Origin of the sequence: Klebsiella sp. LTGPAF-6F (assembly GCF_001753185.1) — a bacterium.
In the GTDB taxonomy this organism is placed as follows: Bacteria; Pseudomonadota; Gammaproteobacteria; order Enterobacterales; family Enterobacteriaceae; genus Klebsiella; species Klebsiella michiganensis.
Map to the genome: position 1 here is coordinate 2,578,151 of NZ_CP017450.1, position 15,984 is coordinate 2,594,134.

Consider the following 15,984-nt stretch of genomic DNA (forward strand, 5'->3'; position numbering starts at 1 on the left):
CCGGAGGGGATGATGAAAATTGGACCAATGCGGCATCGGATCACCATCCGAAATTTTATTACTACGCGAACACCGAGTGGTCAGCCAACAGAAGAGTGGTCTGACGGCGCCACTATCTGGGCAGAGGTAAAGGGAATCAGTGGACGAGAGAACCTGACAGCAGGAGCAGAAAGGGCAGATGCTACAGTTCGTGTCTGGGTTCGATATCGCAAAGATATTTCGGCATCATCGCGGCTTCTTGTCCTGAACGGCCCCTACAAAGGAGTGACATTGAATGTCACCGGGCCTCCGGTGCCAGATAGCAAAGGTACCCGGCTGGAAATTCTCTGCAAACAGGGGACCGAAAAATGATTGATGTGAATCTGGATTTTTCCGGCTTAGAGGATATCGCCCGAGACCTGCAAATCCTCAGCAAAGCCGAAAACAACAAAGTCCTCCGGGACTCTACTCGGGCCGGGGCTGAAGTCCTCCGGCAGGAAGTGATTGATCGGGCTCCTGAGCAAAGTGGAAAACTGAAGAAAAACGTTGTTGTCGTCACCCAGAAAAGCCGTCGCCGTGGGGAAATCGCGTCGGGGGTGCATATTCGTGGCGTTAATCCGCGAACGGGGAACAGCGACAACACCATGAAGGCCAGCAACAAGCGGAATGCTTTCTACTGGCGCTTCGTGGAGCTGGGAACATCTACGGCCCCGGCACATCCTTTTGTTCGCCCCGCTTTTGATACCCGACAGGAAGAGGCTGCAAAGGTAGCGATGGAGAGAATGAACAAGGCGATCGATGAGGTGCTGGCGAAATGACAGAGGATGATATCTATACCCTGCTGTCGCCGCTGGCAGACGGGCGGGTTTATCCGTATGTGGTGCCGCTTGGCAGCGACGATTTACCCGCAGTGGCCGCTCCTTACATTATTTTCTCGATACCGACTGATGTTGCCGGGGATGTTTTCTGTGGGCAGGCCGAATCGACGCTGCACATTCAGATAGACGTGTGGGCAGAAACTAACGATGAGGCCAGGGCGTTGCGGCTTGAGGCCCTTTCCCGGCTGGAAGTGCTTTCACCTACCGAAGTGACCAAAATCCCTGGTTATGACACTACAACCCACTTGCATCGGGCAACGCTTGAAATAACGGTCATTGCCTGACAGGAACCAATCCAATCTGACCGCCGCTGGCGGTTTTTTCATTTATGGAGGCTGCAATGTCAGCATTGTACGAACGCGCCCAAAAAACGGTAGTAATGATTACATCAGTGCCGGTCACTGCGGAAGAGCTGGCATCGGCGACCTGGCTCAACCTGAGTTGTACCATTAAACAGGCCAGCTTTACCGCTGGTCAGAAAAACGATATTGACGTGACAACGCTATGCTCAGAAGAAACGGAGAATATCAACGGACTCCCGGCACCGTCTGAGATGTCTCTCTCCGGTAACTTCTACCGCAACCCGGCGCAGGATACGCTGCGTACTGCTTACGATAATGACGGCGTATACGGCTTTAAGGTTGTGTTCCCTTCCGGGAATGGCTTCCTGTTCCGCGCCGAAGTTCGTCAGCATACCTGGGATTCACAGACCAACGGTGTTGTTGCTGCAACGTTCTCTCTGCGTCTGAAAGGTAAGCCCAGCAATATTGATTCGACAGGTATTCTGTCATTCATCAACGATCTTTCACCTTCGCTATCAGTAGCGGCAGGAAGCGCCCTGACAATGGGTGTGGTCATCCAGGGTGGCACTGCACCTTATACCTACGTCTGGAAAAAAGGTTCGTCAACCGTCAGCGGGCAGACCAGCGCAACGTTTAATAAGGCCAGTGCCGTTTCTGGAGATGCCGGTGTTTACTCCTGTGTAGTCACTGACTCGGCCACTCCGGCGAACGTTATCACCTCATCTGACTGCACCGTCACCATCAGTTAATGGAGCGCCGGGAAACCGGCGATAAACTTAATGTCAAAACAGAATCTTAAAGCGCTGGCTCTGGCCCCGATGGCGGGTTTCCGTAAAAAAGAAGTCACCGTTCCGGAGTGGGAAAACGCCAAAGTTATCATTCGTGAACCATCGGCTGAAGCCTGGATTCGCTGGCAGGGGATTGCCAGTCCGGAACAACCAAAACCACCGGAAGGGCAGGAAGCGCCAGAGGTGCCAGAACTGACCCCTTCAGAACGCGCGTTCCGCACGATGCGGGCAGATGTCACACTCTTCATTGATATTCTGCTGGATACCGACCTGCAGTACGTTTTCACCGTCGATGATACCGAACAGGTTGAAGCAATTTATGGGCCTGTCCATTCCCGGTTGCTGAAACAGGCGCTTGATCTCATTCGTGATGCGGATGATGCCAAAGCAAAGTAAAAATGCCTGGCATGCAGTTCCTGATGGCACTGGCGCTCCGGATGGGCCGCACGCTGGGCGAACTGCGACAAACCATGACGGTCGGCGAATTCAGGATGTGGGCTGAATTCGACCGTATCAGCCCGATCGGTGATATCCGTGGCGATATCCTCAATGCTCAGCTGGTTTCAGCGATGTACGGGGCGCAGGGCGGTAAAGTCACCATTGAAGATGCTCGACTTAAGTGGAGTACAGAAGAGGACGAAGTAAACGACAGCGACGATCCTTTTGCAGGCTTAGAGGCCGCTTTGCTCGCAGCATCGGAATAAAATTGAATCGTCTCCAGCCTCGCTTCAACGCGGGGCTTTTTTTTATCTGCAATTTAAAGCGCATTCGCGTGCGCATCTTCCAGCAAGAGCTTTCCGTAGTGTGAGTCTGAGACAGGGCGGTGGATTTCATCGTTCCGCTCTTGGCTGCCCATGTCTACGCGAACAGGCTCGCACCACAGAAAGGTAAATACGATGAAATATCCAACCGTATCAGTAAACGGCGTTTCCGTTCGTGTTGACGGTGAAGGTCGCTACAATCTCAACGATCTTCATGCAGCGGCTGTGGCGGAAGGCAAAGCCACCGAATCACAGCGGCCTGGTGAATTCCTCAAAACAAAGCAAGTAAGACGGTTTGTACAGGCCCTGAGCGATGCGAAGAAAATCGCATCGGTATTAACCATCAAAGGTGGTCCGCTTCAGGGGTCATGGGGACTCGAACTAATTGCCATCCGTTATGCTGCGTGGCTTAACCCATTATTCGAGATTAAGGTATACGAGACATTCCAGATGCTGATCCGTAATGGCTTTGATGCTATGGCTCGCTTAAATAAAATTGACCATGTGATAAACACCGAAACCAAGGAAGTGAGTCAATGCGCAAGCCGTATGGGAAAATGGGGAGCTGGTGGTCGCAAACGCCTGCTTTTGGCAGCTCGCGCCCGTGTGGTTGATGAGGTTCAAATGTACCTGCCTGGTTTTGAGGCGTGAAAAACACAAATCCGTGGTTTTTGAATAGCGCACGGCGTGGGCTTTCATCGATACACGGCGACTAACTACAGCGATCCTTTTGCAGCCTTAGAGGCCGATTTGTTTGCAGCATCAGCTTGAATTAAACAACGATAGCTGAAGTCTTTCTTAACCAATGGTAGGATTTACTCATATCTTTACCAACAGGGGCGCTGTGTGAAAAAATTAATAGTTTTGACATTATCCATTTTAGTGCTGGCCGGATGTAAGCCCGGCGATGAAAAAGCTACGGAAATAGCTCAAAGGGAAATTTCATCAGTGATGAAGGACCCAGAGAGTGTGAAATTTAGGAACGTAAAATATATCAAAGGAAATGATGATAATGATTATGTAAATGGAACTGTATGCGGAGAGTATAACGCTAAAAATGGATATGGCGCCTACACAGGATACAAACCATTTTTGATTAACCTATCCATGAAATCAAAAGGCTTTTTTTCAAAGGGTGTGGAATATTCTGTCTCCCTGAAAAATATATATAACGACCCTTCGCCTGGCGAAATTAATTACTATATGAAAACATGCTCGTGAATATAATTTAATCGAAAGCCCCGCATTGCGGGGCTTTTTTATGAGGTTTGTAAATGGCAACCCTTCGCGAATTAATTATTAAAGTTTCTGCTAACTCCCAATCCTTCCAGACAGAGATCGCGCGCGCCTCTCGCATGGGGTCGGATTATTACAAAACAATGCAGAGAGGAGGGCGGCAGGCTGCTGCATCCGCACGCGAAACAAGACAGGCGCTTGCCGAAGTATCAGCCCAACTGTCAGAAACTAAAAGCGCAGCCATGGGTATGGCTGGTGCGTTTGCTGGGTTTTTTGCTACTGGACATCTTATTGCACTTGCTGATGAGTGGAGTTCTGTTAATGCACGGTTAAAGCAGGCGTCAACTTCAACTGATGATTTTTCCAATTCCCAACGATTATTGATGGATATCAGCCAGAAAACAGGTACTGCTTTTAGTGACAACGCCAGCTTATTTGCGCGTTCGGCAGCATCAATGCGTGAATTCGGTTATTCGTCAGGAGATGTACTGAAAGTAACTGAAGCTATCAGCACGGGCTTGAAACTATCTGGTGCAAATACAGCAGAGGCTGGATCGGTTATTACTCAGTTTAGCCAAGCTCTGGCACAAGGAGTGTTACGCGGCGAAGAATTCAACTCTGTTAATGAAAATGGTGATCGTATAATTCGCGCGTTGGCTGCTGGTTTGGGCGTTGCACGAAAAGATTTGAAAGCCATGGCTGACAATGGGCTGCTTACGATAGACAAAGTGGTTCCAGCTGTTACAAGCCAATTAAGATTAATGCAGGCTGAATTTGAATCTATACCAAAAACAGTCTCAGGCTCCACCCAAAAGGTTGAGAATGCTTTTCTGGCTTGGGTTGGTGGAACAAACGATGCTTATGGTGCCTCCGCTGCGCTTGCTGGTGGGCTTGATTCACTGGCTGAGAACATTGATACAGTAGCAATGGCTGCGGGAGCGTTAACTGCTGTGGGCGTGACCCGTTTTCTCGGTAACTGGACGTTGCAATTAAAGTCGCACACCGAAGAGCTTATACGGGCCAGAGGCGCAGAGATTTCGAGCACAGCGGCCAAAATTGAGGGGGCAAATGCTTCTCTTGCACAGATCGAATCAGAAAAATCACTTCTCCTTTCAAATCAACGATCGCTCGTGGCTCAATTAGAATTGGCGCAGACTGAAAAACAACGTGCGACTATCAGAACACTTCTGGCCAAAAACTCAATGGATATGGTAAAGGCTAACAAAGCCGAGACCGCGACCGTTAATGAGCTATCAATGGCAAACCAGAGGTTGAATGCGCTAACCTCTGTTACAAGAACGGCATGGGCTGGAGTATCCTCCTTATTTGGTGGCATTCCAGGGATTTTAATGCTAGGGGCAGGCGCATGGTATACATGGTATCAGAATCAGGAGCAGGCACGTCAGTCAGCTATACGGTATGCTTCAACCCTTGATGAAGTTGTTGAAAAATCGAAGGAGATGAGCGCGATCCAACTGCGTGGTTCAGTAGCGGATTCCGGTGACTCTATTGATGCGCTGAAAGATAAACTGGAAGACTTGAGAGACGCACAGGCAGAAGCGGCTGCAAAGGTTCAGGAATACACCACACTGGCACGGCAAATGGGTGTTCAGAACATTGAAAATAACGGTCATTTGCAGAATGCCGCTAAATATCAGAGGGAATATAATAAAATATCCCGAGATATTGCTGACACTACATCTCAATTAAACAATGCTGTAGATGCGCAAAATAAGTTACAAACTGAATTAGCCTCAAAAGTTCAGGCATCGGCAGTCGCTTTTGACAAAATCAAAAATTCGATAATTGGTGCGCTGAACGTTAATGAAGCAATGGCAACTTCGTTGTCAGTTACCATTCAATTCATGGACGAATTAAAAAAACGTTCTGGGAATGGCCAGTCTCCAACAGCCCAGACCAACACAGCTTATGATAATTTTATAAAGCAACAGAAGGAGAGCATAGCCCTCTCTCAAAAAGAAGGTGTTGAGCGGGCCAAGCTTAAAGCGCTTCAGGATGCCATCAAACAGGGAGCGGTTAGAACTGATAATAAAGGTAATATTTTACCGGGGCAGGATGAGCAGATCGCAGCTATTCAAGGTAATGCTGCTACAGACTTTAAACTTAACGAATCGCAAAAAAAAACTCGTGGAAAGTCAGAGGTAGAAAAAAATGAAGATGCGTATACCCGCATTGTTAAACAACAAGAAGAACAGATTGCACTCGCCGGACAAAGCAATGAACTGGCAAAAATAAAATATCAGATAGTTCAGGGGGAGTTAGCTTCACTCGATCAAGCTAAAAAAGAAACCCTTCTGCACAATGCTGCGCTTATCGATCAGAAAAACATTGCTGAACAGTTAAAAACGTTCCGTGAGGGGCTCGCTGACAGCAACGCTGCTGCGCGTGATCGGGGGGATATTGATTTTCTTGGTGCCGGGATGGGGCATAAGGCCCGCGACCGCATGAAGGAAATGGCGGATATTCGCACTGACTTCCGTAAGCAGCAGGATGAGCTTCAGCGTGACTTTAACAAGAAGCAAATTTCTGAAGACCAGTACAAACAGCAAACGGAAGCGCTGCAGGCGGCGCTTGCTGAACGGTTAGCGATTCAGGAGGACTACTACAAAAAGACCGATGAACAGCAGTCAGACTGGCGCACGGGGATCAGCGATTCACTGATGAATTATGTGGATCAGGCCAGTGACCTTAGTTCAATGGCGGCATCAGCGACGAGCGAAATTCTCAATAACGCCACTAACTCTATTTCCAACAATATGACCGACGTTCTTACTGGGGCTGTGTCATTCAAGGAAGGCATCTCGAACGTTTTCACGTCTATGGGTGAAACCATTATTAAGACGCTGATTCAGGTAGCCACGCAAGCACTGATCACGAAAGCGATCCTGTCGATGGTTGGCGGTGGGGCTGGTGGGCTGTTCGGGAGCCTGTTCGGTGGGGCTAGCGGAGCGGCCAGCAGCGGAACAGCTATCCAGAGCGCTGGCGCGAATTTCTCGTTTAACGCCCTGGGCGGCGTCTACGATTCTCCTTCTCTTTCTGCATACAGCGGCGGCGTATACAGCACTCCGCAGTATTTTGCGTTTGCAAAAGGGGCTGGCGTGTTTGCCGAGGCTGGCCCGGAAGCCATCATGCCGCTAACCCGTGGTGCTGATGGTTCCCTGGGTGTTCGCGCGGTAGGTCGTCAGTCGCCGGCGGTTCAGGATGCGGCGAGGCAGATCGAGGCTCAACCTCGGATCGCCGTCAGCGTTGACGCCAGAAGCACCTTTACCGGACAGCCGGACGACGCAACGATGCTGGCCGTTGAACGAAGAAATGATGCACTCGAGCAGCGGATCATTAACACCCTTACCGCTGAAATTAACAGTCCACAGAAGAAGTTCGGGCGCGCGATTTACTCGAATCTGCAAGCCAAAAAGCCCACCTGATTACCTGCCCGGAGGGAATATTCATGGCAGATATTATCTACCCGGACGATTACCTGCCCATGCCTCTCATGGACGGTTACGGGTTTAAACCGATATCGCCACTTAAACGCACGGAAATGACGTCTGGCCGCGCACGCCAGCGGCGTCTTTACACCTCAACACCGACCCAGGCCTCAGTTAAATGGATTTTCCAGACTGACGCGCTGGCGCAGGTGTTTGAGGCGTTTTTCCGGGATGCGCTGAAAGATGGACAGTCCTGGTTTTACATAAGGTTGCAGACCCCGATCGGAGTGAAACCTTACAAAGCCAGATTTGTTGATATCTACGATGGACCGACGCTCGTCGCTCCAAAATACTGGCAATACAGTGCGACCCTGGAGCTTTGGGAGCGACCATTGCCGCCGGTGGGCTGGGGGAATTACCCGGAATGGCTGGCTGCACAATCACTGCTGGATATCGCACTGAACAAAGAGTGGCCGAAAGCATGACCATACTCGAAAGACTCTATGCCAGCAGCGGATTGGAAGTCATTCACGATACGCTGCAAATTGCAGCCGGTGATCAAAATTACTGGCTGACCAGCGGCTGGGATAATGTTTCCGTTACTCTCGAAAATGGTCAAACGGCGACGTTTGAGGGATGTGCGATTGACATCGCGTTACCCGCCCGCAATGCCGATGGAACTCAGGATTTAAAATTTGCGATCAGCAATATCGACGGTGAAGTATCTGGCGCCATCGATAATCTGCTCGATGAAATGAAGTCAGCAACGTTGACGTTTCGCCGGTATATCTCAACCGATTTATCAGCCCCTGCCGCTGCGCCTTATACCCTTGATGTAAAGTCCGGCTCCTGGACACAAACATCCGTTCAGGTCACTGCGGGGTATATGAACATCCTTAAAACGGCGTGGCCGCGTAACCGATACAACCTCGCCGAGCATCCTGGCTTACGCTACTGATTTGAGGTTTCCCCTATGTTTAGCCCTGAAAAATACCGTTCAGTCACCTGGCTGAAAGGCGGTCGCGTATACCCGCAACTCGACTGTTTCGGAATCATTAATGAAATTCGTAAAGATCTCGACCTGCCATTATGGCCAGACTTCGCTGGCGTCACGAAAGACGAAGGAGGCCTCGACCGCGAAGCCCGGAAATTCATGAAATCGCTCACGTGCTGCGAACCATGCTTAGGCGCCGGTGTGGCCTGCTATTCGGGATCTACTGTCACACACGTGGGGATTGTAGTGCAGTTGGATAACCAGCTGCAGGTCGCGGAATGCAACCCGGGAACGCACGTCACTTTTTTGCCGCTGGCGCGCTTCGTTCGACGATTTAACCGCGTGGAGTTCTGGCAATGACAATCAGGATTTTCCCCTCCCGACTTCCGGGGGAGCCGCTGGAGCGGCACGAACACGGCCCCCTGACTTTGCACGAATGGATGTCGAAAAACGTCCCGAGTTATTCGCTGGAAAAAGTGCACCCGATCACTGTAGAGCTCAGCGGTCAGATTTTACCGCCGAATGAATGGCCATTATGTTACCTGCAGCCAGACAGTGACGTCAGGATATACCCTGTCCCGTACGGTACCGGGCTGGAAATCGCGGTGTGGGTATCGATCGCTGTCTCGATAGCATCGACAGCCTATGCGCTGTTTTTCGCTCCAAAACCCGAGCTGGGCGGGTTTTCATCTAACAATGGCACCTCACTTGACCTGAACCCGGCAAAAGCGAACACGGCAAAGCTTGGCGACCCAATCAGAGAGGCGTTCGGTCGCAACAGGATTTACGCGGATTATCTGGTACAACCCATGACCCGCTTTGACCCGAACGACCCGACCATAATGCGCGTGGAGATGTTTGTTTGCCTGGGCTATGGCCGGTTTTCTTATGCTGGTGGTGATTTTCGGGTGGGGGAAACCCCGGCGCTTACACTGGGTGATGGTTTCAGCTTCACAGGTTATGGGCCTGGCGAAAACGTTGCTGGCGATCATCGTAGTGAATGCTGGTTTAATTCTACTGAAGTGGGCGGTACATCGAGCGGATCTGGGTTGGATATGGCCCAGACAGCACCAGAAACCAGCGATATTATCGCTGACGCAATGACAGTATCCGGTAGTTCTGTTTCGTTTATTGGCCTTGACGTTGATGACGATAATGACAGTAACAATGATGCAAACAAGTTGCCTCCATCCTGGGTTGAAGGGGCAATTGTTACATTGCTGGCTCCGCTCAATATTCAGGTATCAACCGTTGCCGGCGCGAACGTGCTGGCCAGCGACATGCTGGCTGAGAGTGCCCCGTATGTCGGTATGCCCGTGACGTTGAACTTCAGCGGTGTTGATTATGACCTGCAGATTGCATCGTTTACGCCGCAACAGAATGCCGTTCCGGGCGTTGGTGGAACTGCCGCGGTGTTGCGCGGGAATGCGGCGCCGACCACATATGATTTTTCCACTGTCGGGCAGACGTTTACCGTGACCTGGCAGGGGACTACGTATACCGTTTCGCTGGTGGCTGATTACGGCACTATGTCGGGGTTGCTCACGGCGATTAACGGAGGACTGACCGGGTCAGGGTTAATCGCCCACGATGACGGCGGAGTGGTGCGTATCGTTGAGTTATCGAGTCCGTGGCGCGGTGGTTCCATCACTGCTTCACCGCTCCCGTTTTCCGTTTTTGGTGATTCGCCAGAATTTACTGCCGGCACGGCGTCCAGCGGCGGTACGCCTGCGATTACGGCCAGCGTAACACTGGCGTATGAGTCGGGGACATCATTCTCCGGTCTTCCAGACGGGATCCTGAGAATAGCTCTGGCCCACCGCGGCAATGAATACAGAATTTCATCGGTTGATGGTCCAACTGCATCTGTTCAGCGCTTTGTTAACGGAGCGGTCGATAATACCTGGCCTGGATTTGCGACACGTACCGTCGTTGATTTTTCGGCATCGGGTATTAACGACAACAATACGTGGATGGGGCCATTTTTGGCCTGCCCTCAAAACGAAGTGATCGATGCTTTCGAGGTGAATTTTTCGTTTCCAAACGGGATATGCGGCTTCAACAACAAAGGTGGTAAACGCATTCGTCACGTTGAATGGGAAATCCAGTACCGCGTATATGGCTCAGGCTCCGGCTGGGCGAGTAAGCAGGGGGTCTATGCCCTGCAGAACGTCAACGGGTTGGGCTTCACTGAAAGATTTAACCTTGACGCGCCGGGACTGGTAGAGGTTCGCTGCCGCCGCCGTAACGAGCAGGGTTCGAACAATGCCCGTGATGCCATGTTCTGGCAATCACTCTCCGGGCGGTTACTGGCGCGCCCCACCTCTTATGCGGGCATCTCTACGATCGGTATCACGGTAGAAACCGGCGGCCAGCTGGCTGCCCAGTCAGATAAGCGCGTCAGCGTGGTGGCAACACGGAACTATGACGGCGGAGGCGACCGGACTATCAGCGGTGCGTTTTATCATCTTGCTCATAGTCTGGGCTATCGGGACGATCAGATCGACATGGCTACCATCAATATGCTGGAGTCCACCTACTGGACTCCGCGAGGTGAGTATTTCGATCATCAGGCATACCTCGACAGCACGTCGGCGAAAGATATTTTCGACAAGATAGCTGAGGCCGGCATGGGCTATTTCCTGCTTTCAGATGGGATGCTATCTGTCGGTAGGGAAGGCGTCAAAAACTGGACCGGTATTATCACGCCACAGGATACGGTTGAAGAAATGCAGACGGCGTTCCGTGCTCTGACTGACGATGATTTTGACGGTGTGGACGTGAAATACATCAACCCCACAACTTGGGCGGAGGAAACCGTGCAATGTCGCGCGCCCGGTAATCCTTACCCGCGCAAGGTCGAATCCTACAAAATCGATGTGGTGATGAGCGCAGACAGGGCATACCGCATTGGTATGCGCCGTCTCATGAAATATCTGCATCAACGCCGGACCTACACGACGACGACCGAAATGCTGGGTTGGTGTCATGAGTTTGGCGATCACATCATTCTCTCTGATGATATTCCTACTGGTAAAACAATCAGCTGCCTGATCGAGGCCATGGCATTCGATGATGAAGTTATCACCTTAACGGTCACTGAGCCTCTGGACTGGAGCTACGCTAACCCGCGCTGCTGGATACAGTTTCAGGACGGTCGGCCATCAACCCGCTTATTAACCCCGACGCGCGTCGATGACTTTACTCTTTCAATACCGTACAACGCCGATCTGCATCCTGAAGACTGGACGATGGATGACCCGGATATTGAATTACCGCGCCTGCTGTTTTGCGACAGCGAGAAGGGTGCACGACACGGAATTATTCAGGAAATAGTCCCCTCGGATGACGGCACCTGTCAGGTGACCGCCCCGGAATATAAAGAAATTTTCTACGCATACGACGACGCCACATACCCCGGCGACGTCGCGTAATACCCCATAAAAATCCCTTTCAACTTTTCTTTCGCTCAAACCCTCGTTTGTGCGAACGCCTTTTTTGGAGCAAAAAACATGGCCGAACTTAACCCGCCACTGGGAACGACGACGCCTGAAATATTCCTGGATAACGTCAAGCGCGCTGACGAGCTGGTTAACGGTCCGGCAGGTACGGTTAACGACCGCGGCGGTGAACCGCTGGATACGTGGCGCCAGATGATGGCGAAAAATGATGAGATTCGTCAGAACCTTGTGCCATTGAGTAAGCAGTACATGACGATTGAAGCGGCTCAGGCTGATATTGTTAATATCCCGGATGGCTCAACAACCTATGTACGCAGCCCTGATGGCGGCACACTGGCGGATGAGTATATTAATAACGGTGGCACGCTGGCGGCTACGGGCAGAGCTATGCCGTCGATGAGCGCTCTGAAAACGGGATACATTACAGGGGATGCTAAAAGCGATGCGGAAATTGTTGCCGGGCTGGTGATATATGCTGATGGCTCTACTGCATCGAGCCCTACGTGGAATGCCTGGTATCTGAAAGTCAGGGCGGGCGAGAGCGTCACCTATAGCGGAACAGTGGGCTCTAACATTGCCGGCGAACAGATGGCGTATCTTATCCAGCTGGACGCCAACAAAGCATTCGTGGCATCTCTGGCTGAGTGGACATCAACCGGGAACGTAACGGATAAAGCCACGTTGTCAGCAGTTGCGACTCAGGACGGGTATATTTACGTCCGGGTGAGGGATACGGCAGCATTCACTCTGACGCAGCGCAAAAAAACGATTCTGGTTGAATCCGATATTGACTTCAGTGGTGGTGTGGCGAGCTATGCCAGCTATCAGAACGTGCTGGCGAATAAACCGCTTGTCGATATTACTTCATCTCAGAGTACTGCATGGGTGACCGGGCGGGTGATTTATGCCGATGGTACCCGCACAGATGCGGCCGGAGAGTCATGGCGTGCTGCTTACGTTCCCGTAAAAAAGGGGGATGTTCTCGAATATCACGGTGAGATTGGCAGCGCCACACCCGGCGAGCTGATGGCGTACATAATTCAGCTCGACGCCAGCCTTAATGTGGTGGGGAATCTGGCGACTTATTCGTCGGAAGGAGTCCAAAAGACAGGTGTTTTAGCGGGCGTGGCAACCCAGGACGGTTTCGCTTACTTCCGTGTACGGGTGACCACGCCGGAAGCGGCGATTTATCAGAGCAGAGAGCGGTTCACACCCGGCGCAGATGTATTCGGCGTCAAAACTGTAACGTCTGTGAATGCGGCCAACCGCGTGACTACGGATGTCACGAATGCTTCAACCACCACATATATTATCGGGCGTGTCATGTCAGCGGATGGTTCGGTGGTGGACAACGCAGGAGATAGCTGGAAAGCAGCTTATCTGCCCGTGAAAGCAGGAGAGGTTATTCAGTATCACGGCCAAATCGGCTCCGGCACTTCTGGCCAGGTACTGGCTTATATCATCCAGCTCGACAGTGCGATGAAATTTGTGGCGCCACTCGCCACCTATACTTCGCCCGGCTCGTCCAGCGCTGGTGTTATGACTGGTGTCGCCACACAGGATGGTTTTGTTTATGTCCGGGTGCGTTTGACTGATCCTGCAGCAACCATTACAAAGACAACGCAACTGTTTTCCCTGCCCGGCAACGTATACGCTGTAATGAACCCGGCCGATATTGCTGCGGCTAACAGAACAACCCTTGACGTGACCAGTGCACCGGATACATACACTATCCCGGGGCGGGTTATATACTCCGGCGGGCTGATTTCTGACACCGCAGGTGAGAACTGGAAAGCAGCGTATGTTCCTGTTCGCGCGGGGGATATCGTGCGCTATTTCGGGCAAATCGGCTCCGGCACGGCAGGCGAGGTTATTGCTTATATCATTCAGCTGGATGCGGCAATGGCAGTGGTGGCTAATCTTGCTACTTATACGTCACCGGGTGTCACCAGCAATGGCGTAATGTCCGGCGTGGCAACCCAGGATGGTTTCGTTTACGTGCGCGTACGCGTCACCACACCCGCGGCAACCATAACACGGACGTCTCAGGATAAAGCCCTTGCATCAGACCTGAGAGGGTCGGTAAAAACTGTCGACTATACCAGCGTGGCATCAGTCATTGCTGATAACTCAGTGATGTACAGCGGCGGTAATATCGTCTCCGGCTCTGCTTACAGTGCCTGGCGGATGTATTACATCCCGGTGCGGAAAGGCGATTCTGTCGAGATGTACGGGCAGTACGGCTCCGCCACCGTCGGAGAACTTATCGCCTATATCATGCAATGTGACGCGGACAAGGGATGGGTGTCGGACCTCTTCACCTTCAAATCGGGCGGCGGATATGTGACGGCAACGTATCGCGGAGTGGCCACACAGGACGGTTACGTTGCGGTGCGCGTCAGAAAAACAACCGATCCCGTATACGCCGTCAGGAAGATTTATCCCAATCAGGTCGCCAGAGTCAATGACGTGTCCGCCATGATTGAGCAGTCCACACGGAGCAGTCAGGCAAAAGCAAAAGTTTTTAACGCGCCTTACCATGTCGATTTATCCGGGCTGCCTGAAAAGACGCCTGATTTCGACAGTTTCAGCAACCCTCTGGAATACACTTTCACTAAGCAGTGGGCGCGTCGCGATTTTTACAATGCCGCTGACTCGTTCATGCTCTCTTTCATGGACCTGGAAAACAATCCCTGGAATCTGCAGAGCAATATTTACGATATCACCGCCGGGAATGTGTTTGCTTATTCCTGGTCAACAGGAAAGGTCTCTTTCCGTAACCCGACAGCAAATGGCCGGGTGGTGATGTTCGCGGATCGCTATATGCCCTTTGCAACCAGTGAGATCGCGATCGACAGGCTGGCAGGCAATGCCACGATGGGGATAATGTTCGCGGATGTTGACCAGCAGAACAGTGTTTCGGTCCGCGTCTCGAACAGCCAGGTTATCTGTGAAATCTATGCCGCAGGGAGTCTGCTTGATACCACCACGTTCGCCGGTTCGGATATGACCGGCGCAGTGCTTCAGGTGCAAAATACCGGGGTGTCACTGCTGCTGAAGAAAGTGAACGCTGACGGAACGTGGAAATGGATTGGTCGCTATGAGCACTATGCCATCTTTGATGCCCGCAAGCTGGAATACCTGGATACGTGGAAAACGTACGTGTTCGCACAAACGGATGCATATTCGGCCAGTGATGTTGCTGTCTTTAGTGGTTTTTCAAACCGAATTGCCAGCGGGGCGAATTCCGTCTCCATTCGCTTTCTGACCTATGAAGACGGAACGTTTATTCAGCGCGGTAACTGGCTTTATTTTCTCGTTGAGGGAACAGGGACCACTATCTCCGACCTGTACACCCAGATAGTCCGTATCAACTTCAACAGCGGTGAAGTCCAGATGATTGGCGCGATTTTCCAGGTGCGGACTGACGGAACCGATGAGGATGTCGTGCTGGGTGATGACAGTATCAAGGCGGTGTATGACCGGAACAGTCAGAGCTGGAAGGGCATCTCGTGCGGTATGGACTATCAGGGGAAAGGGCTGGCCGATAACAACCGGCCAAAACTGTACTTTGAGACGAAACAGGACTTGCTGCAGGGCGGCGTGATCATCGTCAGAAACTCTGTGCAGATGAAGAACGCGAACGGCAGTTTTTTCGGGATCGGGGCAAGCTACGTGGAGGATATCGATTTCTACTATGAAGCTTCGAGCAGCCAGTGGGTGATGACGGGAAACACCATTTCCAGCGGATGCAAAACCTTCCGGAGCCCGACGCTGTACGACGGTATTGTGCAGGAATATACGACAGCCGAAGTCCCTGCTGGCGTGCGCGATACAGGCAACCAGTTTGTGCATTTCGGAGAAACTGTCTATCTGACAAGCGGGGGAACGGCCAACCGGATGCATCTGCGCAAGTATGAGGCAGGTCTGACGTTCCTGGGTGAATTTGTGCAGGATGTGTATCTGGCTCCGAACACAACCGGGCCATGGTGCACGCTGGTCCCGTTCACCAATGGAGATGAAACAGAGCTTTTCATGCTTTCCTTTGACCGTTCCGATTTGTATGAAGGTCTGGGTAACGGTGCATCGACATACGATCACGGCGGTCTGTACTGCTGGAAAGCGAGTCTTTAATC

14 protein-coding genes are annotated in these 15,984 nt (G+C 51.7%); all 14 read left to right on the top strand.

Features of this window, described 5'->3' with window-relative positions; genetic code table 11:
- Positions 1-12 precede the first annotated feature (12 nt).
- Entirely contained in the window at positions 13-351 is a 339-nt protein-coding gene (locus BJF97_RS12100; RefSeq protein ID WP_048258044.1) for a phage head closure protein, read from the top strand.
- Entirely contained in the window at positions 348-797 is a 450-nt protein-coding gene (locus BJF97_RS12105) for an HK97-gp10 family putative phage morphogenesis protein (protein WP_014838144.1), read from the top strand. Before BJF97_RS12100 ends, BJF97_RS12105 begins: the two co-directional genes overlap by 4 nt.
- Entirely contained in the window at positions 794-1,141 is a 348-nt protein-coding gene (locus BJF97_RS12110; RefSeq protein WP_064411110.1) for a DUF3168 domain-containing protein, read from the top strand. Before BJF97_RS12105 ends, BJF97_RS12110 begins: the two co-directional genes overlap by 4 nt.
- Before the next feature lie 56 nt (positions 1,142-1,197).
- On the top strand, positions 1,198-1,908 hold the full coding sequence (locus BJF97_RS12115) for an immunoglobulin domain-containing protein (protein WP_015370213.1): 711 nt from the start codon (positions 1,198-1,200) through the stop codon (positions 1,906-1,908).
- A gap of 30 nt (positions 1,909-1,938) precedes the next feature.
- On the top strand, positions 1,939-2,343 hold the full coding sequence (locus BJF97_RS12120) for a phage tail assembly chaperone (RefSeq protein ID WP_064411109.1): 405 nt from the start codon (positions 1,939-1,941) through the stop codon (positions 2,341-2,343).
- A 2-nt stretch (positions 2,344-2,345) separates the two neighbouring features.
- The gene (locus BJF97_RS12125) at positions 2,346-2,651 is read left to right on the top strand and encodes a phage tail assembly protein T (protein ID WP_064411108.1); all 306 of its coding nucleotides are present in this window, start codon (positions 2,346-2,348) and stop codon (positions 2,649-2,651) included.
- 192 nt (positions 2,652-2,843) lie between these two features.
- A complete protein-coding gene (locus BJF97_RS12130) occupies positions 2,844-3,359 on the top strand; it encodes a KilA-N domain-containing protein (protein ID WP_064411107.1) in 516 nt (171 codons plus the stop codon).
- Between the two features lie 195 nt (positions 3,360-3,554).
- Positions 3,555-3,929, top strand: a complete 375-nt coding sequence (locus BJF97_RS12135) for a hypothetical protein (protein ID WP_070082917.1) — start codon at positions 3,555-3,557, stop codon at positions 3,927-3,929.
- A 53-nt stretch (positions 3,930-3,982) separates the two neighbouring features.
- On the top strand, positions 3,983-7,390 hold the full coding sequence (locus tag BJF97_RS12140; RefSeq protein WP_064411106.1) for a phage tail tape measure protein: 3,408 nt from the start codon (positions 3,983-3,985) through the stop codon (positions 7,388-7,390).
- Between the two features lie 23 nt (positions 7,391-7,413).
- Positions 7,414-7,878 (top strand): hypothetical protein, encoded by a 465-nt coding sequence (locus tag BJF97_RS12145; protein ID WP_064411105.1) that lies wholly within the window; start codon positions 7,414-7,416, stop codon positions 7,876-7,878.
- Positions 7,875-8,351: a DUF1833 family protein gene (locus BJF97_RS12150; RefSeq protein WP_064411104.1), complete on the top strand. Its 477-nt coding sequence runs from the start codon at positions 7,875-7,877 to the stop codon at positions 8,349-8,351. The genes BJF97_RS12145 and BJF97_RS12150 overlap by 4 nt, the downstream gene beginning before the upstream one ends.
- A 15-nt stretch (positions 8,352-8,366) precedes the next feature.
- A complete protein-coding gene (locus BJF97_RS12155) occupies positions 8,367-8,747 on the top strand; it encodes a hypothetical protein (RefSeq protein ID WP_064411103.1) in 381 nt (126 codons plus the stop codon).
- The gene (locus BJF97_RS12160; RefSeq protein WP_070082918.1) at positions 8,744-11,821 is read left to right on the top strand and encodes a host specificity factor TipJ family phage tail protein; all 3,078 of its coding nucleotides are present in this window, start codon (positions 8,744-8,746) and stop codon (positions 11,819-11,821) included. The genes BJF97_RS12155 and BJF97_RS12160 overlap by 4 nt, the downstream gene beginning before the upstream one ends.
- Positions 11,822-11,899: 78 nt before the next feature.
- Complete coding sequence (locus BJF97_RS35085; RefSeq protein ID WP_064411101.1) at positions 11,900-15,982, top strand: hypothetical protein; 4,083 nt, start codon at positions 11,900-11,902, stop codon at positions 15,980-15,982.
- Positions 15,983-15,984: the final 2 nt, after the last annotated feature.

What these genes read in the sequence shown, in the direction of transcription:
- BJF97_RS12120 (WP_064411109.1), top strand. Translation starts at nt 1,939, where the DNA reads ATGTCAAAACAGAATCTTAAAGCGCTGGCTCTGGCCCCGATGGCGGGT.
- BJF97_RS12110 (WP_064411110.1), top strand. Translation starts at nt 794, where the DNA reads ATGACAGAGGATGATATCTATACCCTGCTGTCGCCGCTGGCAGACGGG.
- BJF97_RS12140 (WP_064411106.1), top strand. Translation starts at nt 3,983, where the DNA reads ATGGCAACCCTTCGCGAATTAATTATTAAAGTTTCTGCTAACTCCCAA.
- BJF97_RS12125 (WP_064411108.1), top strand. Translation starts at nt 2,346, where the DNA reads ATGCCTGGCATGCAGTTCCTGATGGCACTGGCGCTCCGGATGGGCCGC.
- BJF97_RS12115 (WP_015370213.1), top strand. Translation starts at nt 1,198, where the DNA reads ATGTCAGCATTGTACGAACGCGCCCAAAAAACGGTAGTAATGATTACA.
- BJF97_RS12160 (WP_070082918.1), top strand. Translation starts at nt 8,744, where the DNA reads ATGACAATCAGGATTTTCCCCTCCCGACTTCCGGGGGAGCCGCTGGAG.
- BJF97_RS12155 (WP_064411103.1), top strand. Translation starts at nt 8,367, where the DNA reads ATGTTTAGCCCTGAAAAATACCGTTCAGTCACCTGGCTGAAAGGCGGT.
- BJF97_RS12150 (WP_064411104.1), top strand. Translation starts at nt 7,875, where the DNA reads ATGACCATACTCGAAAGACTCTATGCCAGCAGCGGATTGGAAGTCATT.
- BJF97_RS12105 (WP_014838144.1), top strand. Translation starts at nt 348, where the DNA reads ATGATTGATGTGAATCTGGATTTTTCCGGCTTAGAGGATATCGCCCGA.
- BJF97_RS12145 (WP_064411105.1), top strand. Translation starts at nt 7,414, where the DNA reads ATGGCAGATATTATCTACCCGGACGATTACCTGCCCATGCCTCTCATG.
- BJF97_RS35085 (WP_064411101.1), top strand. Translation starts at nt 11,900, where the DNA reads ATGGCCGAACTTAACCCGCCACTGGGAACGACGACGCCTGAAATATTC.
- BJF97_RS12100 (WP_048258044.1), top strand. Translation starts at nt 13, where the DNA reads ATGAAAATTGGACCAATGCGGCATCGGATCACCATCCGAAATTTTATT.
- BJF97_RS12130 (WP_064411107.1), top strand. Translation starts at nt 2,844, where the DNA reads ATGAAATATCCAACCGTATCAGTAAACGGCGTTTCCGTTCGTGTTGAC.